The sequence below is a fragment of the Nocardiopsis tropica genome (genome assembly GCF_042660575.1).
Lineage (GTDB): Bacteria > Actinomycetota > Actinomycetes > Streptosporangiales > Streptosporangiaceae > Nocardiopsis > Nocardiopsis tropica.
In genome coordinates this window covers 247,554-273,290 of record NZ_JBHSUF010000007.1, presented here as the reverse complement: position 1 = coordinate 273,290, position 25,737 = coordinate 247,554, and the positions used below count along the sequence as shown (strand labels likewise).

26 protein-coding genes are annotated in these 25,737 nt (G+C 70.5%); 11 read left to right on the top strand and 15 right to left on the bottom strand.

Annotated elements, in window-relative coordinates; translation table 11 throughout:
• Window positions 1-8 precede the first annotated feature (8 nt).
• Both ACFQBR_RS13800 and ACFQBR_RS13795 read right to left on the bottom strand, forming a co-directional pair.
• A complete protein-coding gene (locus ACFQBR_RS13800) occupies window positions 9-362 on the bottom strand; it encodes a PLD nuclease N-terminal domain-containing protein (RefSeq protein ID WP_267946826.1) in 354 nt (117 codons plus the stop codon).
• A gap of 118 nt (window positions 363-480) precedes the next feature.
• Window positions 481-681 carry a BldC family transcriptional regulator gene (locus ACFQBR_RS13795; RefSeq protein ID WP_017535950.1) on the bottom strand — a complete coding sequence of 67 codons (201 nt, stop codon included), beginning with the start codon at window positions 679-681 and terminating at the stop codon, window positions 481-483.
• Between the two features lie 425 nt (window positions 682-1,106).
• On the opposite strand from ACFQBR_RS13795, the gene ACFQBR_RS13790 reads away from it, so the two are divergent.
• Complete coding sequence (locus tag ACFQBR_RS13790; protein ID WP_344177116.1) at window positions 1,107-1,502, top strand: DUF4229 domain-containing protein; 396 nt, start codon at window positions 1,107-1,109, stop codon at window positions 1,500-1,502.
• Between the two features lie 383 nt (window positions 1,503-1,885).
• On the opposite strand, the gene ACFQBR_RS13785 is transcribed toward ACFQBR_RS13790, so the two are convergent.
• On the bottom strand, window positions 1,886-3,151 hold the full coding sequence (locus ACFQBR_RS13785; protein WP_344177118.1) for a YncE family protein: 1,266 nt from the start codon (window positions 3,149-3,151) through the stop codon (window positions 1,886-1,888).
• 128 nt (window positions 3,152-3,279) lie between these two features.
• The gene (locus ACFQBR_RS13780; protein ID WP_344177120.1) at window positions 3,280-4,668 is read right to left on the bottom strand and encodes a DUF6177 family protein; all 1,389 of its coding nucleotides are present in this window, start codon (window positions 4,666-4,668) and stop codon (window positions 3,280-3,282) included.
• 383 nt (window positions 4,669-5,051) lie between these two features.
• Between ACFQBR_RS13780 and ACFQBR_RS13775 the strand changes: the two genes are divergently transcribed.
• The 8 genes from ACFQBR_RS13775 (at window position 5,052) to ACFQBR_RS13740 (ending at window position 12,211) form a co-directional block, all read left to right on the top strand.
• Window positions 5,052-5,366, top strand: a complete 315-nt coding sequence (locus ACFQBR_RS13775; RefSeq protein ID WP_344177122.1) for a hypothetical protein — start codon at window positions 5,052-5,054, stop codon at window positions 5,364-5,366.
• Window positions 5,363-5,710: a DUF6507 family protein gene (locus ACFQBR_RS13770; RefSeq protein ID WP_344177124.1), complete on the top strand. Its 348-nt coding sequence runs from the start codon at window positions 5,363-5,365 to the stop codon at window positions 5,708-5,710. Before ACFQBR_RS13775 ends, ACFQBR_RS13770 begins: the two co-directional genes overlap by 4 nt.
• 163 nt (window positions 5,711-5,873) lie before the next feature.
• The gene (locus ACFQBR_RS13765) at window positions 5,874-8,687 is read left to right on the top strand and encodes a hypothetical protein (protein ID WP_378553510.1); all 2,814 of its coding nucleotides are present in this window, start codon (window positions 5,874-5,876) and stop codon (window positions 8,685-8,687) included.
• Window positions 8,674-9,081: a toxin-antitoxin system YwqK family antitoxin gene (locus ACFQBR_RS13760; protein ID WP_344177128.1), complete on the top strand. Its 408-nt coding sequence runs from the start codon at window positions 8,674-8,676 to the stop codon at window positions 9,079-9,081. Before ACFQBR_RS13765 ends, ACFQBR_RS13760 begins: the two co-directional genes overlap by 14 nt.
• Window positions 9,082-9,141: 60 nt before the next feature.
• Complete coding sequence (locus ACFQBR_RS13755; RefSeq protein WP_344177130.1) at window positions 9,142-9,555, top strand: toxin-antitoxin system YwqK family antitoxin; 414 nt, start codon at window positions 9,142-9,144, stop codon at window positions 9,553-9,555.
• A 497-nt stretch (window positions 9,556-10,052) separates the two neighbouring features.
• Window positions 10,053-10,892: an immunity 49 family protein gene (locus ACFQBR_RS13750; RefSeq protein WP_344177132.1), complete on the top strand. Its 840-nt coding sequence runs from the start codon at window positions 10,053-10,055 to the stop codon at window positions 10,890-10,892.
• Between the two features lie 42 nt (window positions 10,893-10,934).
• Window positions 10,935-11,369, top strand: coding sequence for a hypothetical protein (locus ACFQBR_RS13745; protein WP_344177134.1), 435 nt, complete (start codon window positions 10,935-10,937; stop codon window positions 11,367-11,369).
• Window positions 11,366-12,211, top strand: a complete 846-nt coding sequence (locus tag ACFQBR_RS13740; RefSeq protein ID WP_344177136.1) for a toxin-antitoxin system YwqK family antitoxin — start codon at window positions 11,366-11,368, stop codon at window positions 12,209-12,211. The genes ACFQBR_RS13745 and ACFQBR_RS13740 overlap by 4 nt, the downstream gene beginning before the upstream one ends.
• Window positions 12,212-12,366: 155 nt before the next feature.
• Here ACFQBR_RS13740 and ACFQBR_RS13735 read toward each other — a convergent pair whose 3' ends face one another.
• Entirely contained in the window at window positions 12,367-14,286 is a 1,920-nt protein-coding gene (locus ACFQBR_RS13735) for a S9 family peptidase (protein ID WP_344177138.1), read from the bottom strand.
• Window positions 14,287-14,478: 192 nt separating this feature from the next.
• Between ACFQBR_RS13735 and ACFQBR_RS13730 the strand changes: the two genes are divergently transcribed.
• Window positions 14,479-15,249 carry a DUF1963 domain-containing protein gene (locus ACFQBR_RS13730; RefSeq protein WP_344177141.1) on the top strand — a complete coding sequence of 257 codons (771 nt, stop codon included), beginning with the start codon at window positions 14,479-14,481 and terminating at the stop codon, window positions 15,247-15,249.
• Window positions 15,250-15,435: 186 nt separating this feature from the next.
• Here ACFQBR_RS13730 and ACFQBR_RS13725 read toward each other — a convergent pair whose 3' ends face one another.
• The 4 genes from ACFQBR_RS13725 to ACFQBR_RS13710 form a co-directional block, all read right to left on the bottom strand.
• Complete coding sequence (locus ACFQBR_RS13725; RefSeq protein WP_344177144.1) at window positions 15,436-17,355, bottom strand: rhamnogalacturonan lyase; 1,920 nt, start codon at window positions 17,353-17,355, stop codon at window positions 15,436-15,438.
• Window positions 17,356-17,540: 185 nt separating this feature from the next.
• Window positions 17,541-17,831 (bottom strand): hypothetical protein, encoded by a 291-nt coding sequence (locus tag ACFQBR_RS13720; RefSeq protein WP_344177147.1) that lies wholly within the window; start codon window positions 17,829-17,831, stop codon window positions 17,541-17,543.
• A gap of 234 nt (window positions 17,832-18,065) precedes the next feature.
• A complete protein-coding gene (locus tag ACFQBR_RS13715; RefSeq protein WP_344177149.1) occupies window positions 18,066-19,946 on the bottom strand; it encodes a protein kinase domain-containing protein in 1,881 nt (626 codons plus the stop codon).
• Window positions 19,947-20,159: 213 nt separating this feature from the next.
• Complete coding sequence (locus ACFQBR_RS13710) at window positions 20,160-20,708, bottom strand: TetR/AcrR family transcriptional regulator (RefSeq protein ID WP_344177152.1); 549 nt, start codon at window positions 20,706-20,708, stop codon at window positions 20,160-20,162.
• Between the two features lie 92 nt (window positions 20,709-20,800).
• On the opposite strand from ACFQBR_RS13710, the gene ACFQBR_RS13705 reads away from it, so the two are divergent.
• Window positions 20,801-21,550: an alpha/beta fold hydrolase gene (locus ACFQBR_RS13705; protein WP_344177154.1), complete on the top strand. Its 750-nt coding sequence runs from the start codon at window positions 20,801-20,803 to the stop codon at window positions 21,548-21,550.
• A 101-nt stretch (window positions 21,551-21,651) separates the two neighbouring features.
• Here ACFQBR_RS13705 and ACFQBR_RS13700 read toward each other — a convergent pair whose 3' ends face one another.
• The 6 genes from ACFQBR_RS13700 to ACFQBR_RS13675 all read right to left on the bottom strand — a co-directional run bounded on the left by ACFQBR_RS13700 (window position 21,652) and on the right by ACFQBR_RS13675 (window position 25,687).
• Complete coding sequence (locus ACFQBR_RS13700) at window positions 21,652-23,106, bottom strand: AAA family ATPase (RefSeq protein WP_344177157.1); 1,455 nt, start codon at window positions 23,104-23,106, stop codon at window positions 21,652-21,654.
• Window positions 23,107-23,269: 163 nt separating this feature from the next.
• Window positions 23,270-23,746 carry an ATP-binding protein gene (locus ACFQBR_RS13695; protein WP_344177159.1) on the bottom strand — a complete coding sequence of 159 codons (477 nt, stop codon included), beginning with the start codon at window positions 23,744-23,746 and terminating at the stop codon, window positions 23,270-23,272.
• Window positions 23,743-24,282: a hypothetical protein gene (locus tag ACFQBR_RS13690; RefSeq protein WP_344177161.1), complete on the bottom strand. Its 540-nt coding sequence runs from the start codon at window positions 24,280-24,282 to the stop codon at window positions 23,743-23,745. Before ACFQBR_RS13690 ends, ACFQBR_RS13695 begins: the two co-directional genes overlap by 4 nt.
• 208 nt (window positions 24,283-24,490) lie before the next feature.
• The gene (locus ACFQBR_RS13685; protein ID WP_344177163.1) at window positions 24,491-24,664 is read right to left on the bottom strand and encodes a DUF397 domain-containing protein; all 174 of its coding nucleotides are present in this window, start codon (window positions 24,662-24,664) and stop codon (window positions 24,491-24,493) included.
• Window positions 24,665-24,687: 23 nt separating this feature from the next.
• Window positions 24,688-24,873 (bottom strand): DUF397 domain-containing protein, encoded by a 186-nt coding sequence (locus ACFQBR_RS13680; RefSeq protein ID WP_344177165.1) that lies wholly within the window; start codon window positions 24,871-24,873, stop codon window positions 24,688-24,690.
• Window positions 24,860-25,687, bottom strand: a complete 828-nt coding sequence (locus ACFQBR_RS13675; RefSeq protein WP_344177167.1) for a helix-turn-helix domain-containing protein — start codon at window positions 25,685-25,687, stop codon at window positions 24,860-24,862. Before ACFQBR_RS13675 ends, ACFQBR_RS13680 begins: the two co-directional genes overlap by 14 nt.
• Window positions 25,688-25,737: the final 50 nt, after the last annotated feature.

The window sequence follows — 25,737 nt, the reverse complement described above, 5'->3', positions numbered from 1 at the left end:
AGGAGAACCTATTCTTCCGGGTCGATGCGCCGTTTGAGGCGTCGCAGGAACTCGGGGTCGTCATCGGGTCCGAGCGGGTGCGGGCTGTCGGAGGGCTTGGCGAAGTCGGACGGGTCAAGGTCGTCGGCCGACGCGGCTTGCGCCGGGGAGGGCGGGCTTCCGTCCACGGGGACCGCCCGGCGCGGGCGGCCGAGGAAGAGCCACAGGATCGAACCGACGGGCATGAACAGCGCGATGACGATCATCCAGAGGACCTTGGGCAGGTTCCGGACCTCTTGCGCAGGGGTGGTCAGCGCGTCGAAGAACGCGTACACCCAGAGAACGATCGATACGAGCGTGATCAGGCCACCAAGCCACACCATGGTTCCAGCCTACTCTTGCTGTCGACTCCTCACGGTCGGGACACCGAGCCAGGGCTGCGGGAGACCCCGCGGAGTCCGAATGTCCGGGGCCGAAGGGGTGAGGGGCGTTACCTCGCTCTCAGGGGGTGCTCTCGCTCGGCTCCCCGAGGAGGAGGGCACGCACCTCGGACTCGCGGAACCGGCGGTGGCCGCCGGGGGTGCGAATACTGCTGATCCGCCCGGAGGCGGCCCAGCGCGTGACGGTCTTGGGATCAACCCGGAAGAGTGAGGCCACTTCCCCGGGGGTCAACAGGCGTTCGCTTGCTCGTTCCACCTTCACATTCCCCCAATCGTGCCCGCCTCGGACTGTGGGGGCGGCGGGCGTTTGATCCCCTAGTGTGCACGAGTTGGTCCGTTTCCTCCCTAGTTTTCGGAGAAATTGCGGTGATGGGGGGAGGAGTACCGGATATGTGACCGGAACGTGATGTTCGGGCCCTGCTGTCGGGATTGGAAACATCCCATGACTATGTGAATCCAGTGGCCTGTGTGGTCCCGTCGCCATTGCGGCGGGGGACACGCCGCCCCGGTGCCCGCTGCGCCCGACACGCCCTTAACCTGGTGGTGAGGACATGCGGGAGCCACCCGTTCGGTCCTGTTCGGGGACCCGGTACCGCCCGGGCCACATGTGTGGACCCGGTCGTCTCGTGTGCTGATGGGCGTAGCGACCAATCTAGACCAGGTAATCATCTGTTGTGAGGCTTTTTCATGCGTAGCTGGCTGACCTATACTGCCGCCCGGGTGGGACTCTTCCTGGCGGCCTTCGGAGTGGTCTACCTATTCGGTGCCCGGTCGTGGGTCGCGCTCATCCTGGCGTGGCTGGTCAGCGGCCTCGCGTCCTATGTCCTGCTGTCCCGGCTGCGCGACCAGCTGTCGGCCCGGACCGTCGAGCGCCTGGAGAGCCGCCGGGGCGTCAACGTGGGAGACCGCCTGTCCGGAGGGGCCTCCCGTGAGGACGACCTCCAGGACGCGGCCGCGTCCGAGCCGGCCGGGACGCCCGCCGACGCGGCTCCTGAGGAGGCCGGCGCCGGGAACGCCGCCGGGAACGCGGACGCCGACGCGAAGCGGGACGAGGGCGCGGCCGCCGCGTCCAAGGACACCTGACGAACACCTGACGCACGCCCGTCCGGACGCCGGCCGCGGCCCCGACGGTCCGGGGACCGGGCGTGCCCCGCCGGGACGGGCTGTGCCCCGCCGGGACCGGGCGTACCGGTCGGCCCGGGGAACCGGCCGCCCCACCCGGCCACTTCACCCAGGGGGCCCGCCTCCGGCCGTCCCCCCGGGCTCTCCCCCGGGAAGGGGGAGAGGCCCCGCCGAACGGCGGGGCCTCCCTGCGGCAGGGGGCCGGAGCGGCCCGCCGCGCCGGCCGCCCCGGTGGACGGATCACACTCCGGGACCTGCCGCCCGGCGCGCCGTGCCGGGGGTGAAGGGACCCGAGGGCGGGCCCCGGTCCTCCGGTCCAGGACGACCGCCCCGGACCGCCGCCCTCAGGCCAGCGGGAACATGCCGAGGCGCGCGTGGTACTCGCCGGCGAGGCGTTCGGTGTCGCTTCCCACGTACAGCCCGTCCGACGTGGCGTGCAGGGCCTCCGCGCCGTGCCCGCGCGCGCGTCCCGGGTTCCACGCCAGCGCGCGTCCCGTCCGCGGGTCCACGGCGCCGATGCCCTCCCGCTCCACCGACCCCGGTCCGGGGTTCAGCTCGCCCTTCTCGTTGTCCATCCAGCGCTGGTGCCCGCCCACGTACACGGCCGACTCGGTGACCTCCACCGAGTACAGGGAGTCGCCCCCGGTCTTGTTGCTCCACGTGGGCTGGGAGTCGGCCTTGTCGGTGTTCTCGAACCGGCTGGTCGACTTGCACAGGCCGGGCTTGACCTTGGGCCCGCCCCCGGTCACGACGGCGAAGTACGAGCCGTCGGGGGAGAACGCCATCTGCCGCATGTACGTGTGGATCCGCTCGTAGTCGCACGGGGCCTCGTAGGCGGACGTGGACCACGGAGTGACGAAGGCTTCCGCGGTGTCGATCATGGCGATCTGGTAGCGGTTCTTGTCGTCCACCTTCGTGAACGTCCCGTTGATGGCGAGCCGTCGGCCGTCCGGGCTCAGGGCCAGCTCCTGCACGCGCAGGCTGCCGCGGCGCGGCTCGGCGAGGCGCGGCGCGAAGTTGCGGTCCACCTCGCCGGTCCGGAGGTCGAGGCGGGCCAGGCCCGTGCGCTCGGCGCCGCTCACCCCCGTGAAGTTCCCGCCCACGTAGAGGCGGGCCCCGTCGGTGGCCAGGCGGTTGGTCGCGCCGTCGTCGAGGACGGCGTCGAACTCCGACACGGGGCCGCCGTCGGCGAGGGACAGCCGCGCCAGCCCCCGGGAGGGCTTGCCGTCGACGGCGGTGAACCGGCCGCCGACGACCACGCTGTCGTTCGGCCCGGGGGCGAGCGAGGTGACCATCGCGCTGACGTCCGGCTCGAAGTCGCGGATGATCCGCCCGGTCCCGTGCTCGAAGGCGAAGAGGTTGCGGAGGGTGTGCTCGTCGCCGTCGACCTCGGCGACCCTGGTGAACTCACCCCCGACGAGGACCGTGTTCCCGATCCTCAGGATGTCCTTGACCGTCCCGTCCAGGACGTGCGGCGTCCACTGGACGGGCTGCTCGCCGACCACGCCCCGGTGCGCGGCGTGCGCGGCCGGGGCAGTCACCGCGATGCCGACGGGGAGCAGGAGCATGGTGCTCATCGTCAGCGCGACGAACGAACGGCTGGGTTTCACGGAGGATTCTCCTTGGTGTGCGGACCTGCTTGTCGGGCGGGAGGCCGGACGGCCGGGGGGTGTCCGCATTCTTTCAAAGAGTCGCGTGAAAATCACACACAGTAATCATGTTGGCTCTGTCCGTGCCGTCAGGCCCGGGGCGCCGCGGCGAGGTGGCGCAGCTGGGCCGCCACGGCCTCGGCCGCCCGCTGACGGGTCGCCTCGGCGGGAGCGGGGTACCAGATCGCGCGGGCCCCGGCCTCTCCCAGCGGTTCCCCCCGCAGGGGGCCGGCCAGCGCGTGCTCCTCCCCGGCCCGCCGCACCCCGTCGGGGCCCAGGGCCATGCCGACCGGGGCGGCCAGCCCGTGCCAGCGCGGCTCGAAGGTGACGTCGCGGCGACCGCGCGCCCGGCGCACGTGGAGCACGTCCAGAAGGTTCTCCGCCGCCAGGGCCTCCACCAGGCCGGGGAGGGCCCCCAGGGGCAGTGCCCCCTCGTCCTCGAACCCGACCGCCAGGGAGATGCGCTCCACCGCCCTCTCCCCGTCCGGGGCCCACGAGACGCGGGCGCCGCCCGTGAAGGGGGGACCGGCGTCCTGGTGCCCCGAGAACTGGAGCACGGCCGTCCGCGGGGCGCGGTGGCGCACGAGCCGCACGAGCCGCTCCCGGTCCCAGGGTGCGAGCGCCGGCTCGTGCGGCCCCCAACCCGCGGGGAGCACCCCGGCCAGGTGTCCGGTGACGAGCTCGACCGCCCGGCCGAGGGGCGGCGCGAAGGACGCGCCGTGCCGGACCGCCAGGTCGACCAGCAGGTGCGCGCCCAGCGGAGAGATGTCGAGGAACCCGGCCGCGGGCTCGGGAGCGCTCCCGCCCCGGCAGTCGGGAACGTACCCGTGCACCCGGTCCCAGCGGAGCGGGAGGCCGCTGACCCCGTCGAACTGGCCGCCCTCCCCGTCCAGCACCACCCACCGGGCCATCGGCTGCGTGATCAGGGAGCGCAGTCCGTGGGTGAGCCGCGACGACCTGGGGGTGAGCACCTGGAGGACCGTGCCCCGGAGCGCGTTGGCCGACACGGCGTCGGTGATCCAGGAGGACAGCGGGACGACCTCGCGGTCCTGGGCGACGACGAACGCCTCCTCGGCCTCGAACTCGACGGCCGGGTGCCCGGTCTCCTCCCACAGCGAGAAGTCGCCCGGGCCCGAGGTCCACACACCCCCGCCCAGGCGCAGGGCGAGGCCGTCGGCGACGCGGTGCGCCGCCTCGCGCCCCGCGGCGTCGGGCCGCGCACGCACCTCGGCCCACCAACAGGTGTCGGGCAGGTTGACGGCGGCCTCGGCGCCGAGCAGCCGGGAGACCTCGCCCCGCGACTCGACCAGCTGGGCGGGTTCGAGGGTGGCCAGGACACGGGCCTCGGCGTCCCGCAACTGGACGACTCCGCCGTCCAGGGGGCGCACCGCGAGGTCGGCCCCCGCGTCGCGGAGCGAGTGGGCGACCGCGACCATGCCGGGTTCCGCCGCCAGCAGTGCGACCACGTCGTAGCTCAACGGTTCTCCTTGGCGATGCCGCCGGGGGGACGGCGGGGTCGGGTCCGGCGTGACCGGGCGAAACGGGAGGAGTGTCCGGGTCCGGACCCGGACGGGGGCACGGTCGGCGCCGGGTGGCTGGTGGCTCGGTGCTGGTGGCTCGGCATGCGTGCGTGCGGGGGCCTGCGGGGCGGGGAAGCGTGGGAGCGGACGTCGTGGGGCCCGTCCCTCCGGCGGGGAACCGGTAGAGGGGGCCTGCGGTCAAGGGGTATCCGGAACTCCGTGCCAGTACGAACCTCTTCCGCGAGGGAGAGGTCACACATTGTCGTGGTGCATCGGCATAATACGCACAACGCGCCCCAGGGGGCGGCGGTTCCGACGGACCTGGGCAGGGTGACCGGTACATGAGATTCGAGCTGGTAGAGGTCCCGGGCGCGCTCGGGGAACCCGCGGGCGACCTCCCGCGCGGCGACGTCCCGCCGATGCGCGTCCCCGTCGCGCACGAGATCGTGGCCGTGCGCATGCGCGAGCGCACCGGGGAGCTGCGGACACGTCTGACCAGCATCATCGAGGCGGTGCGCCCCGCCCTGAATCGCATGGATGCGAGCATCGTCCGCTCCGAGCGCGAGTTGGCCGATACCGGCCACGATTCGACTGCCGAACCGCCCCAGAACTTCCGGGGCGACCGCTTCTCCGCCCGGGAAGGCGGTGACCGGTGAGCGCGTGGGACATCGACGCCCCCTCCGTCGGGACGGTGCTCAACGAGGTGCTGGGCAAGGTCGGCGACGGCAGCGGCGACGCGCTCGACGGCGCCCTGACCACCACCGGCGACGAGATCATGAACGCCGCCACGGCGGCGTGCAGCGGCCCGGTCGAGGGGGAGCTGTATTACTTCCTCGAACACGTCGGCGCCCTCGCGGAGGAGATGGTCGAACGGGCCGGCTCCGCACTGGAGGGGTGCGCCCTGGCGGTGGACGCCTACCTCGTCGGCGACCTGGAGATGGCGGAGGAGGCCCAGGCCAACGCCACGTATGTCGAGAACCCCATGAACGCTCCGCACTGACCCGCGCCGGTCCGGCGCGCACGCCCTGCCGCGCACCGGTCGCGAAGCCCCGACCGGGCCGTGCCCTCCGTGCCCCGGTCGCCCCTCACCCACCCCCTGCCCCCGCCGGGCCGGCTGCTCCCGCCCGGCGGCGGATCCCCCACCTCCTCCCCACGGAGTCGCCATGCCCCCTGTCGACGTGACGAGACCCGAGCCCGACCCCCGGAACCAGCAGCCCCTCGACAACGACTTCACCGTCCTGATCGTCCCCGAGGCCATTCCCGTGCCCGGCACCTCGGTGGAGGTCCTCCAGACGGCCGCGGCGAACCTCAGGGCCGCCGCGGAGGAGGTCGCGGAGGGAGGCGCGGGGGTCGAGAGTTCGTGGCAGGCCCTCCAGGCCCACTACACCGCGCCCGAGTCGGAGACCCTCCTCGCCGCGATGGGCCCGGTCGCCCGCAAGGGCGACACCGTCCTGGAGGACGTCACCGCGGTCGTGACCGCGCTGGAGACCTTCGCCGAGGAGGCCGAGAGTGCCCGGACCCGGCTGCGCAACATCAGGGACGACGCCGTGGCCTTCGTGGAGGAGGTGCGGGACGAGGAGTTCTGGGCGCTCAACCCGTGGCACTACGGCAAGAACCGCTCCCTGAAGCTGTGGGCCAACATCGTCTGGGCGACGTTCCAGGAGGCGGAGAGGGAGTGCGCCACCGCCATCTCCGCGGTGAACGGGCAGGGCAACACCTACACGGCCGTGGGCGGGGAGGCGCCCGGTCCCCGGGAGGTCGCCTACGGCCTCGACCCGGACGAGGTCCCCGACATCGCGTTCGACCTCACCGAGTTCTCCGAGTGGCAGCGCGCGGGGGAGGAGGGGTGGGCCCACCTCACGGGGTCGGACAAACCGTGGCCGCTCGACTGGGCCGCCGACGCGTTCGCCGCCCAGCAGGAGCACTTCGGCGTCGGGATGGCCTGGGGCCTCGGTGTGGGAGCCCTGTCCTCGACCGGGCTGTGGCGCGCGGGCAGCGGGTGGGCCGGCAGCGTCGGCGAGGCGGTGGACAACGCCGTCACCCACAAGGAGGAGACCTTCCAGGGGTACGGCGCGCTCGTCGGGATGTACGGCGAGGACGGGTGGATGAACCCGTTCGACTCCGAGGAGGGCTCGGGGCGGACCTGGCGGGAGAACGCCGGGGCGGCGTGGACGGAGGTCGGCCACGACCTGTTCCCCTGGAGGGAGTGGGAGGACCGGCCCGCGTACACGCTGTCCACGGCGGGCGGGAACCTGGCGCTGACCGTGGTGGCGTTCCCCGTCAGGGGCGGCATGCTGCTCAGCCGGATCGGCGGTGGCGGGCCCGACCTCCCGGACATCGACGTGCTGGAGCGCCCGGGGGTGGCCTGGGAGCCGGGCGCCGCGGCCCGGCCGGGGTTCAGCCTGGCCCAGACGCTGAGCGGGATCAGGACCGGGTTCTCCGACACCGCCAGCGGCATCGGGCTGCGCCTGGACCAGCTGCGCACGGGAGTGCTGGCCCGGTTCGCCCACTGGGAGGTGGTGGAGGGCGCGCCGGAGTCCGGCGGGAGCGGTGGGCCCGGGGCCGGACCGGTGCCGGTGCCTGTCCACGCGGGGGACGGGGGTGTTCCGGACGGCAGGGCCGGGGCGCCCGCGACGGCGGTCCCGGCCGGGCGCGACGACGTGAGGGTCGCCGAGCTCGTCGCCGACGTCGAGCGCTACAGCGGCATGGATGCCGACGCGCGGCCCGCATGGCTCCTCGCACGTGAGGAGGTGCCGGTTGGAGCCGGCGCCCGGGGCGGGGGGATGGAGGTCCCCGGCGGGGACGGTATCGGCGACCGCTCCGACCAGGACTTCCGCGTCACCGCCGCCCACGACCCGGATCCGCGACCCGCCACCCCCGCCTCGACGCCCCGCGACGGGACCAGTGCCGCAAGCCCCACCCCTGCCCCCGACGGTCCCTCAGGCGGTGAGGGCGGAACGGGACATCGATCCTCTGGTGGCGGGCTCCCTCCAGGGGCTTTTCTCCGGGAGGGAAGCCTCGACGCTTCCCCGGTCGATGCGGACAATCCCTCGGACCCGCCCGAGCCCAGGGAATTGGACGGCGATGATCCTCCTGCCTCGGATGACGGTGACCCAAGGCAGGGGACACAGCGCGACCAAGTACACGTCATTCGCGAATGGGATGATTTCCCGACGCTCCAGGAGACTCCCCCGGGAGAAGTCAGGGCTGTTCCGGTCGATCTTTCCAGAGGAAGCATTATCGAGAGGGTGGATCGATCGAGGGTGCAGCCGAGCGAGGGGCTCATCGAGTACATCGACGGGAAGCCGCTGGATACCTACCTCGAGGAACTCGTGGCGAGCAGGGCCCACGACATGAGAGTGATGACAGACAGGAAGAACAAGATCAAGATGCCCATCGATGTCCGGACTCTCGGGAACGACATGCACCGGCCGAGAGGCGACGACAACATCAGGAACATCTTGGTCAGCAAGGGCGACCTGGGGGGCAAACGGGGTGCTGTCAACTCTGTCGTGATCGATCGGGTGACCGGACTGATAGCAGAAGGCGTGAACGGGAAGCGTGACAGCGCCTTCATCAAGGTGTCGGATCTGCACCCGGAACTGCTTCGGCGCCGGGATGCGATGCAGGGAGACTACGAGCACCCCTCGAAGGACGAAGCGGGAGAGCCTGTGCGGGAGGTTTATCCCCATGGCGACAATCCACTGAGGCACGCAGAGGTGAAGGCGATAAACGAACTGCTCACGGCAAGGCCCGACGCCGATATCTCTGATTTCCAGATAGACAACAGCTTTACTTTCAAGGACGGTGCGGATGCCGACGCTCCTTGCTGTGCGAACTGCAGTAGAATGACCCTCGGTGCTCCTGCCGTGCGGGTGGGGAAGTATACCCATGTTCCATGGGGCAGCGGAAATCGCCATTTCATGGACGAGTCCGAGCTGATCGATTATCTCAGGAGGATGAATGAGAAGGGTTGACGAAGAGGATTTGGAGTACCCGGACGACCTGACGGCTCTCCTGGACGGAAAGCCTTTCACCGGTCAGGCTGTCGAGTACGACGACGGAAACCCGGTCGAGTTGATGACCTATGTGGGAGGCGTGGAGAACGGGCCGCGACTCACCTGGAGTCCGAACAATGGGCAGTTGGTCGTCCAGGGGAACATGCGCTATCCCCATCCTGTGGGCCCGTGGCACTACTGGGACGAGGACGGAAAGCTTGCGCGGGAGAGAATCTTCGATACGGCGGGGAATCTCCGCATCATGAGGACCTGGGATGAGGCGGGTAATCTCACGAGCGAGGAGCGGTACGAGCCGGAGGTGGGCCTGAGGAACCAGGCCACCGGAGAGGAAAACGTCCTGCACTGGCGCTGAAGATCGGCGCCGTGGTGGGTGGAAGAGAAACTTACTTTTTATTTAGGGCTCCTTATGAGAATGCAGCAGGTCGATATAGAAGAGATCGATCTCTCTGGTGGCGGCGGAATGGAGGCCCTGTACAAGGGAATGCCCTTCACCGGTGAGGCGGTCATCTACGAGAACGGCGCCCGTGTTGGTTTGAGGACCTTCATGGAGGGGAGCGAGGACGGGCCCAGGCTCAAGTGGTCTCCTAGCGGGAAACTGGTCGCCCAAGGGATATTCCGCTCCACCGTTGGGCCCGTGGGCGCCTGGCACGAGTGGGACGAGGAGGGGAGGCTTCTTTCCGAGACGATCTACGACGCGCTGGGCAACCGCATCATCTTCCGTAGGATGGACGAGGCGGGGAACATAGCGAAGGAGGAGGTCTTTCTTCCGGAGCGCTTGCTGCGGGATCCCGGGACCGGGGAGGAGCGCCCGGCTCCGTGGCTGTAGCTTTTTGGCCGGGAATATATGGTCAGGCCGAACCCTCGAAAAAGGGGGAAGTCGTTGTCCATCGTGGTAATAGATCCTGAGAATTGCGAGCTCGAAGAACTGGTCCAAATGTACCTGGACGAGGGGCTTGATTGGGAGCATGCGGAGACTTACGCGAAGGTCGCCAAGAATCCTCCGGGCGATGTCAGAGTAGAATAATCCCTCAGGTAATTTCTGTGCTTGTGGGCTGGTTCCTGTGATGGGTGGTATGGCGGTCCGAGGCTCCGATGGGTTTTCCTGTGAGTGGGAGCTCGTGGAAAAAATCATCGACAATATAGGTCAGGGCAAGGTTGTCTGTGTGTTTTTCAAGGACAACCCGGATCCTCGGGTGCGGGGATTGGAAGGAGGTCTCTGGGGGTTGGGAAAAAGTGTAATCACCAGGATTTCCATCTCTTTGATGGGAGTCGAAATTGGGGCTGAATACAATTCAGGCTGACTTGAGTCACATGGTCAACGATGTGAAGCTCGAACAGAACATCAAAAAGCGGGAAAAGAATTTCAATGCGGTGGTGCGGAAGGCCTCATCGTTCGACCTGTGGTTCGATTCGATGTACAGGTACGCCAAAGAGGCTCTTGTCGCGGACCCGGAAGCCGGGAAACTGGAGACGTGGGAGGCCTGGGTCGCCCTGATGCAGTACTACGGCGCGGCCCTCGCCGCGACCACGGGCCCCGAGGGCACTGAGGTCGAGTGCCGACTCGGTCACCAGGTCAGGAGGATCACGGGGATCGGGACGAGGTACTTCACGAACGCCGGCAACTGGGAGACGGCGTTCTACTTGGCAGTGACGTGCCGGGACAGGAAGCGTGTGGAGAACCAGTGCTCGATCCCGGTGGACCTCCTCCGGCGAGCGGGTGAGGGCGACGGTGCCAGGTACAACGAGTTCACCTACCACTGGGTTGCGGCGCTGCAGGCCTACGTCAGGGGCAGTGACTCTCTGGTGGGAGAGTTGCGCCAGGCGATGGAGTTGTCCGACCCTCGCACCGGCGCGTTCGGCGGGGACTACCTGAACCTGATCTCCTTTCCGCAGATGGACGTGTTCAGGTGTCTTCTGAAGGGAGACTCCGACGAGTTCAACGAAACTCTGGCACAGGGGTTGGAGTGGTTCAGGGACTACTACAGCGTTGATCGTCCCGGCCAAGGCCCCTTGACGGGTGTTGTGCCTATGGGGCTCCTGGCATTGGCTTGTCTGGCTCACGACCGCAGTCAGGTAGATCCCGCTTTCGAACTCGAGGTCGAGTCGGACTGTCTTCCCAAACACATCGTGGAAGGGTCCTGGTACGGAGAGTTCCCTACCTGACCGTAGGGAAAGGATGGATTTTTTCCCGTGGGAGGATTGGGATTGATCGAGCAGCAGGAGATCCTTCAGGGGATCGGTGGAGATCTTCTTGGTTTTGCCCCTGAGGGTTGGGGGCGACTCCGTTACGAGTATTCTGCTGTTGCGAAATATGCAACCGACAGTCTGACGGTTGAATACTCGAACGGTGAGTCCGAAATGGTGGACTGCCCGGTCACGGTTCTCTCGAAGCTCGCAAGGCTGCGGGCGGGAATGTACCAGGAGGGGAAGGGGACGTGGTTCTCGGTCGAGTACACGATCGAGCGCCCCTCGAACTACAGCGTGGACTTCAACTACGACGAGTACCCGGACTTCACGTTCCGCCCGAGCCCCGAGGGTTTCGCGGACGACCTGAAGACCTTCCCCCGGGACGAGGAGTTCGTCCCCGATTGGCTGAGGGAGCAGGTCGAGGCCGTGTCGGGCAGGCTCTGGTTCCCGTGAGGCGAGTTGATTCGGAAGAGCTCGATTACCTGGATGAAATTTCAGTCAGGATACCAGGGGGAAGTTTCACCGGGCAGGCCGTTGAGAAAGACGGGAGGTTCACGCATTACCAGACCTTTGTGAAGGGCTACGCCCTCGGTCCGGTTTTCCTGCTGAATGAACACGGTGTGGCCCTTGAGTACTCCAATCGTGTAGGAAATATCACCACTGGGCCATATTTCTTCTGGGATGAAAACGGAAGGCTTCGTGAAGAAGGTGTCTCGGACTACTCGGACGGGAGTCTGAGGTTTCTGCGGCGATGGGACGAAGCGGGAATCCTTGTTCACTTCGAGGAGAGTTCGCCGCGTATGCCGTTTGTGGATCCCGAGACAGGGGAAAATATTTTCCGACCTTGGCGCTCTGTCCCTTCGTGTCCTGGCGTACCAGGGCGTGAAGGCTATGTGGAGGCTGTCGGGATGGATGAGTTGGACTTCGAAAGCCGAGTGACTTACCAAGGTGTCGCCTATACAGGCGAAGCGGTGCTCGTCGAAGGTTCCGGTCGGACCGAGATGCGGACTTTTACGGAAGGGGCCGAGGACGGTCCTTTTCTTGTGTGGTCGCCCAGCGGAAAACTCGTGACCCAGGGGGTTACCCGAGATCCCTACGGTCCGGTCGGTCCCTGGCACGAGTGGGACGAGGAGGGGAGGCTTCTCTCCGAGACGATCTACGACGCGCTGGGCAACCGCATCATCTTCCGTGGGATGGACGAGGCGGGGAACATGGTGAAGGAGGAGGTCTTTCCTCCGGAGCGCTTGCTGCGGGACCCCGAGACCGGGGAGGAGCGCCCGGCTCCGTGGCTGTAGCTTCCCTCGCGAGGACTCCTGAACGGTCAGGCGCCCTCAAGTCTGTCGTCGTCGGCGCGCCCCGCTGTGACCGCGACCAGGTCGAGGAGGCGCGGGGCGGGGCCGGGTAGTCCGCACGCCCAACCACCCCCGCCCCGCCCCACCACCCGCCGGTCCTACAGCGCCCCGGACCGCCCGCCGAGGTGCTCCGCGAAGTGCCTCTCGATCGCGCGGTGGAGCATCACCTGGTTCTCGGGGTTCGCGAAGCCGTGCCCCTCGTCCTCGGCGACGATGTACTCGACGGGCACCCCGCGCGCACGCAGGGGCCCGACGATGTTGTCGGACTCCGCCTGGACCACGCGGACGTCGTTGGCGCCCTGGGCGACGAGCAGCGGGGTGCGGATCCGGTCGACCATGGTGATGGGCGAGCGGGCCAGCATGTCGGCCTCCTGCTCCGGGATGTCGGGGTCGCCGACGTAGCGGTACCAGTTGTTGGCCATGCTGGGCCTGAGGAACGGCGGCAGGGTGCGCATGAAGTTCGCCAGGTCCGAGATGCCCACGTAGTCCACCGCCGCGGCGAAGTAGTCCGGGGTGAACGTGACGCCGACGAGCGCCGCGTAGCCGCCGTAGGAGCCTCCGGCGATGCCGATGCGGGCCGGGTCGGCGTAGCCCCGGGCCACCGCCCAGTCCGCGGCGTCGATGAGGTCGTCGTGCATCTTCCCGGCGAACTCGCCGATCGCGGCGGCGATGTGCCGCTTGCCGTAGCCGGTCGAGCCCCGGAAGTTGACCTGGAGCACCGCGTAGCCGCGGTTGGCCAGGAACTGCACCGTCTTGTCGAAGGACCACGTGTCGTGGGCCCAGGGCCCGCCGTGCACGAGGAGCACCAGGGGCAGGTTCTCGGGCGCCGTCCCGGCCGGCAGGGTCAGGAACCCGTGCAGCGGCAGCCCGTCGCGGGCCGGGAACCGGACCGGGGTCATGGGGGACAGCTCGGCGGGGTCCAGCTCCGGGTGCGGGCGGAAGAGCAGCCTGCTCTCCCGGGTCGCGTGGTCGTAGAACCAGGTCGCCCCCGGGTCGCGGTCGTGGACGAAGGAGACGACCCACCGCTGCTCGGACTCGTCCGAGGACACCGATCCGAGCACGCCGTCGGAGAGCTTGGACAGCTCGGCGTACACCTCGGCGAAGTGCGGGTCCAGCACCTCGATCCTGGGCCGGTCGCCCACGAAGCGGGCCGCGAGGACCTCCCCGGTGCGCCGGCTGAAGTACAGGGCGGGGGGCATGCCTGGGGCCACCATTCCCATGGTGCACAGGCTGTGCCCGTCCACGGCGGCGACCACGGTCTCCTCGCCGGTCTCCCGGTCGAGGCGGACGACCCGCATGTCGTCGGAGTCCTGGTGGGAGCCGAGCAGCAGGCCCTTCCCGTCAGGGGTCACCAGCTGGAGGGGCAGCCCGTACGGGTACTCCGCGCCGCCCTGCCGGGACAGGAGGCGCTTGTCCCCCTCCGCGCCGTCGATCGCGTAGAAGGAGTGGGTGCCGTCGTCGGCCACCTCCACGTGGAAGGCCGGTTCCCCCTCGCTGTCGACCAGGGTGCTGCTGGTCGGATCGGTCTGCTCCACGAGCACGGTCGTCTCGCCGGTGGCCACGTCGATCCGGAACACGTCGAAGAGCATGGGCCTGAGGTTCATCCAGACCCGCACGCTGCCGGGTGAGGGCTTGTGCGGTTCGACGACGGCCACGCGGGAGCCCGGGGCCATGGGCGTGAGGTCGACGGCGGGTTCGTCCGGCGCGTCGAGGTCCACCCGGTAGAGGTGCCAGTCCTCGTTGCCGTCGGTGTCCTGGAGGTACAGGAGCCAGCGCGGGTCGTCGGTCCAGTGGTAGGTGTGGACGCCGCGCCGGGTCTCGTGCGTGACGCACACCGCGTCCTCGTGCCCCTCCCCGACGCCGCGCACCCACACGTTCGTGCGGCCGTACTTCGGCGCCAGGTAGGCGATCCGGGTTCCGTCGGGCGAGATCGACGCGCCGGCGAACTCCGGGTCGGCGAAGAACTCCTCGACGTCGAACAGGGTCGGAAGGGACTCTCGGCTGGGTGTCTGGGTCATCCGGTGCTCCAGTCGGGGTCGGCGTCGCGTGAGCGGGCGGTGCGCCCCGTGCGGTGCGCACCGCTGCCCGGGGCCCTCCTGCGGACGGCCCCGGAACCAACGCAACACCATGACGCAGGGGCATGGTCAATCCGGCGAGACGGCGGTCCGGGCCCGCGCCGAGTGTCCTCCGGCTGCGGCAGCATGTCCGGTATGGACAACCCCCAGACCTATAGGGACGCGGCTCGCGAGAAGGGCGTCCCCGAACACGTCATCGACCACGCCCTGCGCCTCACCCTTCCCCAGACCGAGCTGACCACGTCGGGCGCCGACGGCGGCGTCCCGGCCGGGAGGTACGGCGGTCTCCCCTCGCTCCCCGCGGGGGTCGAGTGGGACGGCGGGCTGGACCTCGTCGCGACGGTCGACTGCGCGGCCCTCCCCCCGGACGGGTTCGACCTCCCGCTGCCGCGCGACGGGCACCTGCTGTTCTTCGCCGACAGGACCGACCCCGACGGGGCCGTGCTGATCGAGGACTCCCGTTCCGTGATCCACGTCCCGGCCGGGACGCCCACGACCGAACGGGCGCTCCCCGGGGGCGGGGGCGCCCTCCCCGCCCTCGGCCCGGGGCCCCTCTACGCCCGGACCGTCCGGAGCTTTCCGACGGGCGCCGACGACGCCGTCCACTCCGACCCGGAGACCAGCCGCCTCTACCAGGAGTACAGGCTGGGCGATTACGACCGCAGGAGGCCGGTCCGGGGCGACAGCCTGATCCTGGGCGGGTACGCCTACTCGCCGCAGGACCCCCCGATCATGGGATCCTCCCCGGAGGACGAGAAGGGGGGATGGGTACTGCTGGCCCAGACGCAGCTGGACATGCCCGGGGTCTCCGGTACCACCGCGTGCCCGTTCTGGATCATCCAGCGCGACGAGCTCGGGGCCGGGAACTTCGCGGCGGCGGCCCTGGTGACGCTGACCTACCACTGAGGCGGTTCCGGCGTTCCGCATGCCCCGGCCCGCATGCCCCGGCGCGGCAGCCGGCGGACGGGCCGCCTTCCCGCCCACCCGCCGACAGGCCTGCGGGCACCGCGGCCCGCCCCGCGAGGGGACGGGCCGCTGTGCCCCGCCGGTTCCGGACCCGGACCAGGGTCGCCGGTCCGCCGGGCCGACGGGTCAGGGGTGGCGGATGTCCGGCCAGGGCGCCCCGGCGCCCTCGGCCGCCGTGTCCCCGAGGGCGAACGACGGGTGCGGCGGCTGGTTGTAGGCGGTGTTCTGCCAGGCCAGCGCCACCCGGTACTGGGTGTCGTGCACGAGGGTCGGGACGCGCAGGTCCGTCTCGTGCGGTGTGGAGTAGATCCTCAGGGCCGTGTTGTCGGCGGTGCGCCAGACGACCTCCTCGCGCCAGTCGCCGAGGATGTCGCCGGATAGGGCGGGGGTCGCCTTGGTGCCGTTGTTGGAGGCGACGCCCTCCCCGTCGAGCAGGCGGGTGCTCCCGTCCGGGTCGTACTCGTCGATCCGGGTCCCGTCGAGCAGTTCGCGGCTCCCGTCGCCGTCCCACCACACCAGGAAGTTGGCGGAGCCGGGCTTGGGCCCGACCTCGTCGCCGTCGGTGTCGCGCAGTCCGGACACGCTGGAGGACCAGAACTCGGCCCCCGGGCTGCCCGCCCAGACGTCTCCCGCCACGCCGCGTCCGTTGTCGTTGCCGGAGCCGAGGGTCCACAGCACGTCGCCGGTGGCCGCGTCCGCGAGCCAGGCGTCCGGGGAGGCGGTGTTCTCGCCGACGCCGTACACCTCCAGGCCGGGCCGGTCGGGGACGAAGTCGCCGACGTGCAGGGCGTCGCCGTGCCCGTGGCCGGTCTCCCACAGGCCGGTTCCGTCGTCGTCCACGGCGGCGGCGCCGAACATGACCTCGTCGCGCCCGTCGCCGTCGGCGTCCGCGACGGACAGGCTGTGGAAGCCCTGACCGGCGTAGGCCCCGTTGCCGGGGTCGTCGGAGTCGAACACCCAGCGCCGCGTCAGCTCGCCGTCGCGGAAGTCCCAGGCGGCGATGACCGCGCGGGTGTAGTAGCCGCGGGAGAACACCATGCTGGGGTTCTCGCCGTCCAGGTAGGCGGTCCCGGCGAGGAACCGGTCGACCCGGTTCCCGTAGTTGTCGCCCCAGTCCGCGACGTTGCCGCGCCCGGGGGCGTAGTCGGCGGTGTCGAGGGCGCGGCCGGTGGCTCCCTCGAACACGGTCAGGTACTCGGGTCCGCTGAGCACGTACCCGCCGGAGTTGCGGTGGTCGGCCCCGGCGTCGCCGATGACCGTCCCCTCGCCGTCGCGGGTGCCGTCGGCGGTCTTCATGGCGACCTCGGCGCTGCCGTCGCCGTCGTAGTCGTACACCTGGAACTGGGTGTAGTGGGCGCCCGCCCGGATGTTGGCGCCCAGGTCGATGCGCCACAGGCGGGTGCCGTCGAGCGTGTAGGCGTCGATGAGCACGGGGCCGGTGTGCCCGCTCTGGGAGTTGTCCCTGGCGTTGGTCGGGTCCCACTTGAGGACGATCTCGTACCGGCCGTCGCCGTCGAGGTCGCCCACGGAGGCGTCGTTGGCGTCGTAGGTGTAGGCGGAGCCGTTGACGCTGCCGCCCTCGGGACGGTCCAGGGGGAGGTCCAGGTGGCCGTCCGCGAAGGCGAGCGAGGGCGCGGACGGGGGCTGCTCCTGGCCTCCGACGACCGCGGCGACGGTGTAGGCGGCGCCGGCCGGGGCGTCGGGGTCGAGGTGGTTGGTCGCCCCGGTGAGGGGTTCGGGGGTGATGAGCTCGCCGTCGCGGTAGACGTTGAACGCGGTGGCGGGGTCGTCGCCGCCGAGGAGCCGCCAGGTGACGAGGTTGCCGTCGGGGCCGCCGACGCTGACGACGCCGCGGTCGAGCCGCTCGGCCACGCGTGCCCCGGCGGAGGCGTCGGAGGTGTCGGAGGAGGCGGAGGTGAGGGCGGCCGTCGCGGTCGCGACGCCTCCGGGGTCGGTGAGGGTGAGCGCGCCGGCGCCGAGGGCCAGCGCGGCGGCCGTGGCTGCCGTGACGGCGGTCCGGCGCCGTCGGTGAGCGGGGGGTGGCATGGGTTCCTTCTCTCGGGGGGTCGCGGGCGGGGTGTGCGGCCCCGCTCCGCCGGGGGTCGGCACGCGTGTAGGCAAGCGCTTACCAGGCGTGTCGGGAACAGAACGTAACACGGCGGCGACTCCGGGGGAATCCCCGCAATCGGACGCGCCGCCGCCCGCCCCCGTCGGCGCGGGGGCGGGCGGGGTCAGGCGACGTGGACGCTCTGGCCGTGCTCGTCGACCTTCCGCTCGCCCGGGTCCACCGTCGTGACGTATCTGCCGGTGCAGCCGGGGTCCGAGAAGACGTGGACCGGGCCGTCGGTCCGGTTGTCGACCACGAGGGGCCACCGGTCCGTGTCGTAGCAGCCCCGGGGGTCCCGGTGTTCCGTGCCGTTGATGACGAGGGAGTCCCCGGCGGCCTGCGCCGGAGCGGCCCCGAGGGCGAGGGTGGAGAAGGATGTGAGGAGCAGTGCGGCCATGGTGTGCTTCACGGGCATTCCGATCACTTTGGGTGATGTATTGAGCACATAATGTCCACGTACGCAAGTCGAGAAACCGCCCGGCGCGCTGTTGGGGCGCAGGTCACGCCGCATACGGGGCAAGCGACCGAATTCTCTTCGACCGGGTTGCCCGGTGGCCGGACCGCCCGCCCTCCGTGGGCCGGGGCCTGCGCCGGGCCACGGAGGACACGGGCGGGCGCTGCACAGGACCGGTCCCGGGGCGAGGGGCGGTCAGCCGCCGAGTCTGGCCGCCTGCATGTCGGTCAGCCGCCGCACGAAGACGGCCGCGGCGACCGCTGCCGGTACCGCCACCGCGTGTGCGGCCAGGGCGGCCCAGGCCATCGGCAGGAACTCGAACTCGTACACCTCGATGGAGCCGAAGTCGCCGATCCCGTGCCTCTCCTCGATCATCAGCGCCCACGGGGTCCAGAACAGGGGCCAGGTCGCCAGGGCGGGCAGCCACAGCGCCCACCAGAGGTGGACCACCCCGGCCGGGGCCGTGCGCCCGCCCCGGTCCGCGGGGCTGGAGGCGTGCCAGACGTCGTCGGCGATCTGCTTGGGGAGCCAGAGGTTGCCCACCGGGACGAACCAGCCGAGCACCGCCATGCGCGGGCGGTAGCGCAGACGCCCGGGGGCGAACGACTCCGCGAGCGTGCGCACGCGCAGGAACCAGACCGTCCAGGCCACCAGAAGCCCCGCGCCCAGGGCGATCTGGACGTACCAGAGGGCGAGGGCGAAGGTCCGCCACCCCCACAGCTCCCTCGACGCCGCATAGGCGTGGCCGCTCAGCTCCACGCCCGATTCGGCCGCCACGACGAGCTGGTGGACGACCGCGACCGCGGCGGCGAGCGCGAAGAGGACGAGCAGCCAGTGGACGGCGGCCTGCTCCCCGCGCGGCGGACGCGGCGGGGCCTCGCCGCGTGCACGGCGGCGTTCGTGGACCAGCAGGGGCGCCGGCGGTCCGTCGGGGCCGACCGGATCGACCGGGAGGCCCGGGGCGGGGACGCCGGGCGGGCGCGGAGCGGTTCCGCGGTGGCCGCCCGACGCCGGAACCGGTTCCGGGACGGTTCCCCCCGGACGGCCTCCCCGCGCGGCGCGCCCCTCGGGGGCGGCGTCCCCTCCCGGGACTCCTCGGGCCGGGGCGTCCCCCTCCGGGACACCCCCGGTCGGAGTTCCCATGGCGGGGGCGGCCTCCTCCGGAACGTCCGCCGCCGGGACGACGGCGGTCAGCGCGAGGGTCCGGCGTGCGACGACCCGGGTCAGCTCCTCGGGGAGCCACCGCTCGTGGGCGGGCGCGGGCAGGGAGGCCGTGAGCTCGGCCAGCTCCTCCAGCGCCCCGCCGACCCCGGGGCGGTCGTCGGGCCCCTTCGCCAGGCATCCGGAGACCAGGGGCGCGAGGGTGGTCGGGACGCCGTCCAGGTCCGGGGCCTCGTGCACGATCCGGTAGGCCACCGCGTGGGCCGGGCCCTGCCCGAACGGGCTGCGCCCCGTGGCGGCGAAGGCCAGCACGCACCCCAGCGAGAACACGTCCGAGGCCGGGCCCACCGGCAGGGCGCGCGCCTGCTCGGGGGACATGAACGCCGCCGTCCCCAGCACCGTGGAGGTCCGGGTGAAGGACGTGGCGTCCAGGGCGCGGGCGATGCCGAAGTCGATGAGCCGGGGCCCGTCCTCGGCGAGGACGACGTTGGCGGGCTTGAGGTCGCGGTGCACCACCCCGCAGGCGTGCACCGCCGCCAGGCCCTCGGCCAGCCCTGCGCCCAGCACGGCCACCGATTCCGCCGGGAGCGGCCCGTGGTCGGCCACGGCACGGTGGAGGGAGGGGCCGGGGATGTAGGCGGTGGCCAGCCAGGGCGGGTCGGCGTCGGGGTCGGCGTCCACGACCTGCGCGGTGTAGAACCCGCCCACCTTCCTCGCGGCGGTCGCCTCGGAGGCGAACCGCCGCCGGAACTCGGGGTCCTCGGCCAGTTCGGGGTGCACGGTCTTGACGGCGACGAGGCGCCCGCCCGGTGAGCGCCCCAGGAACACCCTCCCCATGCCGCCCGTGCCCAGCCGCCCCGCCAGCCGGTAGGGGCCGATCCTGAGGGGGTCGCCGTCGCGCAGGGGGGTGGCCATGGCTTCACGCTCCGCCAGAGGTCGTGTGTCCGAACGGCCTGATGATCCCAGAAAACCGCCCCTGTGGGGCTTTGTGCCCGCATCCGGCCAGGGCGGGCCCCGAGACGCACCCCGAGCCCCCACCCCGATGATCTTGTACTTATAGCGAGGTTGGGCGCCCAACCTCGCTATAAGTACAAGATCATCGGGAGAGGCGGGCGGGCCGGTCGCGCCTCAGGCGGAGGGGCCGGGGGCCAGGCCGTTCCGGAGCAGGAGCAGGTAGGCGTCGGCGGCGGCCCGGCGGCGCTCGGCCGGGTGCTCGGTGACCGCGTGGATCAGCCCGCACAGCAGCTTGAGCAGGTTCTCCCCGGTCAGGGGCGTCTCCGGGCGGGCGCGTCCGAGGAGCCGCGAGGCCGCCGCGACGAGTTCGCCCTTGGCCTGGCGCAGGGACTCCCGCTCGTCCTCGACGGTGATCAGGACGTCGAACAGGCCGGGCTGGTCGAGCGCCGCGGTCAGGGCCGCCCGGAGGAAGGCGTCGAGTCCGCGCCGGGGATCGGGGTCGGCCACCGCCTCGGCCGCCACGCGGTTGAGGTCGGTGACGGCCTCCTCGACCACGGCCTCCAGCATCGCCCGCGGGGTGGGGAAGAGGCGGTAGACCGTGCCGACGCCGACCCCCGCGCGGCGGGCCAGCTCGTTGAGCTTGAGGTCGGTCTCCCCGGCGCCGACCGCCTCCCGGGCCTTCTCGAAGATCTTCTGGTTGTTGCGCGCGACGTCCGCCCGCATGGCTGCCCCCCGGGTCCAGGAAGTCGATAACTCATCGACTTCTCGTGCTACGGTGAAATCGATAGCTTATCAACTTCCTTGGGGGGAACCGCATGACCATCGTCTTCGTCCACGGTGTGCCCGAGACGCCGTCGCTCTGGAACGCCGTCCGCGCCCTCGTCCCCGAGCCGAGCACGGCCCTGCGCCTGCCCGGCTTCGGCAGCGCCCGGCCGGACGGCATGCACGGCAAGGAGGAGTACGCCGCCTGGCTGGCCGACGAACTCCGCGCCATCGGCGGGCCCGTCGACCTCGTCGGCCACGACTGGGGCGCCCACCTGGCCATGCGCGCGGTCTCCGCCCACGACGTCCCGGTCCGCAGCTGGGTCTCCGACGTCGCCCACGGCTGGCACCCCGGGTACACGTGGCACGACGCGGCCACGCTGTGGCAGAAGAGCCCCGAGGGCGAGGAGTCGCTGGCGGCGCTGCGGGAGGCCGTCCCCGGCAGTGGGGCGACCTTCGGGGAGGTGCTCCGGTCCCGGGGCATGAGCGCGGAACTCGCCCAGGAGGTGGACGCCGCCCACGACGAGGTGATGAGCGCCGCCATCCTGGCGCTCTACCGGTCGGCGTGGCCCAACTTCCACGCGGACTGGGGCAGGGAGTTCGAGGGGCCCGTCCGGGCGCGCGGGCTCGTGCTCGTGCCGACCGGGGACCCGATGGCCCGCCCGGACCAGGACCGGGACGTGGCCCGGCAGCTGGGGGCGGAGTACGAGGAGCTGGACGGGCTGACCCACTACTGGATGCTCCAGGACCCCGAGCGGGGCGCGGCCGTCCTGCGCCGGTTCTGGGACTCGCTGCCCGGCTGAGCCCCGGGGGTCCCCGTCGCGGCGGGCGGGACGGGGACTCCCCGGGGCGGTTCAGCGGGTGAACACGTAGGGGCGCAGGCCCGGCGGGACCCCGGCCGGCGTCACTCCCCTTCGTAGAGGCGCTGTAGATCCACGAGTTCCACACGCGGATCGGAGTCGGCGGCACCATGTAGCTCGGCGGTGAACCCGCCTCCGCTGAACAGCAGGAGCTTGCCCGGGCGCTGTCCCCTGCCATCCAGCAGGTCAGCGATGTGTGCGAGCCTGGCCAGGTGGTGGGAGTCCATCGTCTCCCCCCACTTGGCCTCACCGATCGCGAGCAGGCCCCCCTCGTCTCCGGACACGACCACGTCGACCTCGTGGCCGACCCGACGGGCACTGTCGTAGACGACCCCGGTGCGCACGTCGGAGGGCTCGCCGCCCAGGGTGCCCGGCCCTGCGAAGTCCTGGGCCCAGAGACGGCACATGCGCTCGAACGTCGGTCCGGCCACCTGGCCCAGAAAGGTGGGCTTCCTCTGCTCCCAGATCCGCACGGCCCGGCCCGGTCGCGCACGTTCCAGCTGGGTCCAGTGCGGTCGCATGATGGCGTGGTGGAAGCGCACCAGCGGTTCGACGATCTGGTATTGACTGCGGTTGGAGCGGAAGGCGTCCGGCTCGTGGCGCAGCAGCCCGGAGTCCTCCAGCACCGTGAGGTGGTGGGAGATGTCGGTGGCCTTGCGCTCCATGCGGCTCGCGATGCCGCCACGGGTGGTGTTGCCCTCGGCGACGGCCGCCAGAACGGTGTGGTAGAGCCCGGTCTCGCTCAGGGACGGGTCTTCGGCGAGCAGCGCGCGTACCTCGCGGAAAAGGGGGCTGGCGGGGCTGAGGACGTGGTCCACGACGAACGCGTCGAAGTCCTCTACACGGACGTCCGGCAGATACTCACCGCGATAGGCAGGAGTTCCGCCGACGACGAAGTACAGCAGTGCTGCCAGGTGGTGGTCCTCGACGCCCCAGAACCGGCGGGCGAGGCGGAAGTCGAAGGTCCGCACCACGAGTTCCAGCGAAGAGCGGCCCCGTAGGGGGGCGGAACCGGTGAGGAGCCTGCCCATGAATGTCATCGAGGAGCCGCACAGCAGGAGGCGTGCCCGGGAGTCGCGCCGTTGCGGTCGGCGCGGGGACAGTGCGCGTTGGATCGTGGAGGGCAGCTCCGGCGCGTCGCGGACCATATAGGGAAACTCGTCCAGGACCACCGGGATCGCTTTTTCGGAACTGAGGGAGAGCAGACCGTCGATGGCCTGCGCCCAGTCGTCGTAGCGCACGGAGCCAGGTTGGCCCTGGAACTCCGCGACGGCCTCGCCCAACTGCCGCAGGGCCTCGGCCCGGGGCAGTGCTTCGGTGGCGGCGAAGAAGAATCCTCCAGTGGCTTCGCAGAGGGCTTCCAACAGATAGGTCTTCCCCTGGCGGCGGCGGCCGGAGACCACGCCGAGGGTAGCTCCTGGCCGGTCACTGGTGGTGAACCGTACGAGCTGTTCCCACTCCCAGTCGCGGTCGAACACGTCCAACGGTTTGACCAGCAACGATGCCTCCGCATTTTTTAGTAGTTCACTTATAATAAGTGTACTCCTAAAAGCTGCAAGAAGACTTTCGGTCCTCGGGATCCCGGTCGTGGGAGGGGTTTCGGGCGGTGCGGGCACGGGAGTCCCCGTCGCGGCGGGCGGGACGGGGACTCCCCGGGGCGGTTCAGCGGGTGAACACGTAGGGGCGCAGGCCCGGCGGGACCCCGGCCGGGTCGACGGGCAGCGTCGCCCACACGTGGGTGCCCAGGTCGGCCCAGGGCGCGAGCCGGTGGTGGCCCCACGCGGAGGCCAGGTTCTCGACCATGAGCAGGCCGCGCTGCCCCTCGGCCCCATCCCACTCGTCGGCGGTCCGCTCGCGGGGGACGGCGGGGACGCCGCCGCCCCCGCCGAAGTCGGACAGGCCCACGCGCAGGGTGCCCGGGTCGGGCATGGACAGCGCGCGCAGGACTTCGCCGCCCTCGCGGCCGGAGTCGGTGTACTTGCAGCAGTTGGCGAAGAGTTCGCTGGTGACGAGGGTGAGCGTGTCCACCGTGTCCGGGTCGAACCCGGCCAGGTCGGCGGCGAGGTCCGCGCGGACCCCGCCCAGCCCGGACAGGTGCCCGGGGTAGACGCGGTGCTCCCAGAAGACGTGGGGCCTCATGCCGGGACCCCCTGACGGGCCCTCCGGCCGCCCCACCCGTGGGTGGCGGCGGCCAGATCGTCCCAGTTCTCCGGGGCCGCGGTCCTGGCGGCGGGGACCGGGCCGAACGCCGAGAGGGGCATCGGGGACGGGGCGGCGAGGAGGTCGCCGGAAGCGCGGGGCCGGGGGACCCAGCCGTGGAGGCGGGCGCTGGCCTCGGCCTGGACGCGGAGCAGTGCCCGTTCGCGCTCGCTTTCGCGCTCGTGGGCCTCGTAGTAGGGACGGACGAGGGCGACGTCCTCGGCCTCGGAGGTGTGGCGCGGGGGAGCCAGATCCTGTGCCGGGCGGGGAGGCGTCTGCGGGATCGGAGCGGCGGCCGTGGCGGTGTCAGGAGTGGTGACCGGGGCCGGGACCGGGACGGGCGCGTAGCGGCGGACCCGGGTGGACCGGCGGCGACGCAGCCGCCCGGGGGAGGCGTGGCGTCCGCGAGGGGCGATGAACAGGGCCGTGACCAGCCGAAAGGCAGGGGTCAGGGCCGCAGCGCTAAACTGGCGCATGCTGGCAATTCCTTGTGTCTAAGGGGTGAGTTGCTGGCCACGACCCCGAACGGTGTTCAGCCGTTGCGGGGTCATTTGATGCAGTTGGCTTTTCGAGACAGAGAGTAGGGGGTCGGGGGGTGGGATGGGGGAGGTACTGGAAAGTAAGGCGGGGGAAGTTGAGAAAACGGCCGACCAGCGGGCTGGTCGGCCGTCGTTATGTCCGGGATCAGGGGATAAGGGAGGTCGTGGAGCTGAGGAACGCCGCCCAGGCCTCGGGGGTGTAGTCGATGTGGCCGAGGGGTCGGTTGTCGGTGTCACGCACCAGGACAGACTCTCCTTCGGCGACCTCGACACAGCTGCCCGATGCGCCGCTGTGGGTGCTCTTGTGCCAGGCGTTCACGGTGGCTCCTCTGCCTCGTCGGCTCAGGCGCGGTGGGTGGTCACCCCGCGCAGGAATGATGCCCACGCTTCGGCGGTGTAGTCGATGTGGCCGAGAGCGCGGTTCTGGGTGTCGCGCACCAGAACGGCCTTCCCCTCCGCGACCTCGACGCAGCTTCCTGAGCCACCGCTGTAGCTGCTCTTGTGCCAGTGGGTCTCACGCTTCGTCATCGAGTTCTTCCTTGACCTTCCTGATGAGTTCCCGGCTCGCACGGGGCGACAGGGCCTCGGCCTGGAGAACGCCGAAGAGCGTCGCGCAGTGTTGCACCTGCATCATGCCATCCATGAGCTGCTCGCCTTCCATGTGTTCAGCTGAGGCGACCACGGGTTTGTCGGGGAAGGTGTAGAGCCGGAAAGGTCCTGAACCACCAGGGTGGCATTCCGCGTCGCTCGGTATGACCTGGAAGCGGATTTCGCTCCTCTCGATCAACCCGATGACGCATGCCAGCTGTTCCCGAAGGATGGGACCGCCCCCCTGGACAGTTCGGCGGAGCACCGGCTCCTCCACGACGATCGACACCAAAGGACGGTTTTCCTGCCGCTCCAGAACCTCCTGCCGAGCCATCCTCAGGGAAACCATTTGGTCGATCTCCTTCGGTGAGAACCACGGAACCGTGTCGGCCAACAGTCCCCTGGCATAGTTCTCGCACTGGATCAGTCCAGGGAAGATCACCGGTTGGTACTCCCGGAGCTCGGTCGCCTCCCGCTCCAGCTGCCCGACCTCCGTGTACCAGGGCGGTAGTGCGTCGGGCTCGTTCGCCGCGTTCCAGGCCCGATTTATCGCACCGCCGCAATCGAAGAGCGCATCGAGTTCTTCCGCCCGGTCCGAAGGCAGCCTGCGTCGGCCCTTCTCCCACGCGGACACCGTGGACTGGACGACCTTCAGCGCCTTGGCCACCTGTCCCTGCGTCATTCCGGCCTGGCTCCGTGCCGCCGCGATCTTCCTGCCCAGGGTCTTGCGCCTGGGGTTGGCCTTGAGGCTCACTACGACTCCCATTTCCGGGTTATCGCCACTACGACCCATGCAAGACCAGG

Excerpts from the sequence above, each read along its gene's own strand:
- ACFQBR_RS13730 (WP_344177141.1), top strand. The coding sequence starts at position 14,479 with ATGGACAACCCCCAGACCTATAGGGACGCGGCTCGCGAGAAGGGCGTC.
- ACFQBR_RS13775 (WP_344177122.1), top strand. The coding sequence starts at position 5,052 with ATGAGATTCGAGCTGGTAGAGGTCCCGGGCGCGCTCGGGGAACCCGCG.
- ACFQBR_RS13755 (WP_344177130.1), top strand. The coding sequence starts at position 9,142 with ATGCAGCAGGTCGATATAGAAGAGATCGATCTCTCTGGTGGCGGCGGA.
- ACFQBR_RS13695 (WP_344177159.1), bottom strand. The coding sequence starts at position 23,746 with ATGAGGCCCCACGTCTTCTGGGAGCACCGCGTCTACCCCGGGCACCTG.
- ACFQBR_RS13680 (WP_344177165.1), bottom strand. The coding sequence starts at position 24,873 with ATGACGAAGCGTGAGACCCACTGGCACAAGAGCAGCTACAGCGGTGGC.
- ACFQBR_RS13735 (WP_344177138.1), bottom strand. The coding sequence starts at position 14,286 with ATGACCCAGACACCCAGCCGAGAGTCCCTTCCGACCCTGTTCGACGTC.
- ACFQBR_RS13720 (WP_344177147.1), bottom strand. The coding sequence starts at position 17,831 with ATGCCCGTGAAGCACACCATGGCCGCACTGCTCCTCACATCCTTCTCC.
- ACFQBR_RS13710 (WP_344177152.1), bottom strand. The coding sequence starts at position 20,708 with ATGCGGGCGGACGTCGCGCGCAACAACCAGAAGATCTTCGAGAAGGCC.
- ACFQBR_RS13765 (WP_378553510.1), top strand. The coding sequence starts at position 5,874 with ATGCCCCCTGTCGACGTGACGAGACCCGAGCCCGACCCCCGGAACCAG.
- ACFQBR_RS13690 (WP_344177161.1), bottom strand. The coding sequence starts at position 24,282 with ATGCGCCAGTTTAGCGCTGCGGCCCTGACCCCTGCCTTTCGGCTGGTC.
- ACFQBR_RS13800 (WP_267946826.1), bottom strand. The coding sequence starts at position 362 with ATGGTGTGGCTTGGTGGCCTGATCACGCTCGTATCGATCGTTCTCTGG.
- ACFQBR_RS13705 (WP_344177154.1), top strand. The coding sequence starts at position 20,801 with ATGACCATCGTCTTCGTCCACGGTGTGCCCGAGACGCCGTCGCTCTGG.
- ACFQBR_RS13760 (WP_344177128.1), top strand. The coding sequence starts at position 8,674 with ATGAGAAGGGTTGACGAAGAGGATTTGGAGTACCCGGACGACCTGACG.
- ACFQBR_RS13790 (WP_344177116.1), top strand. The coding sequence starts at position 1,107 with ATGCGTAGCTGGCTGACCTATACTGCCGCCCGGGTGGGACTCTTCCTG.
- ACFQBR_RS13725 (WP_344177144.1), bottom strand. The coding sequence starts at position 17,355 with ATGCCACCCCCCGCTCACCGACGGCGCCGGACCGCCGTCACGGCAGCC.
- ACFQBR_RS13715 (WP_344177149.1), bottom strand. The coding sequence starts at position 19,946 with ATGGCCACCCCCCTGCGCGACGGCGACCCCCTCAGGATCGGCCCCTAC.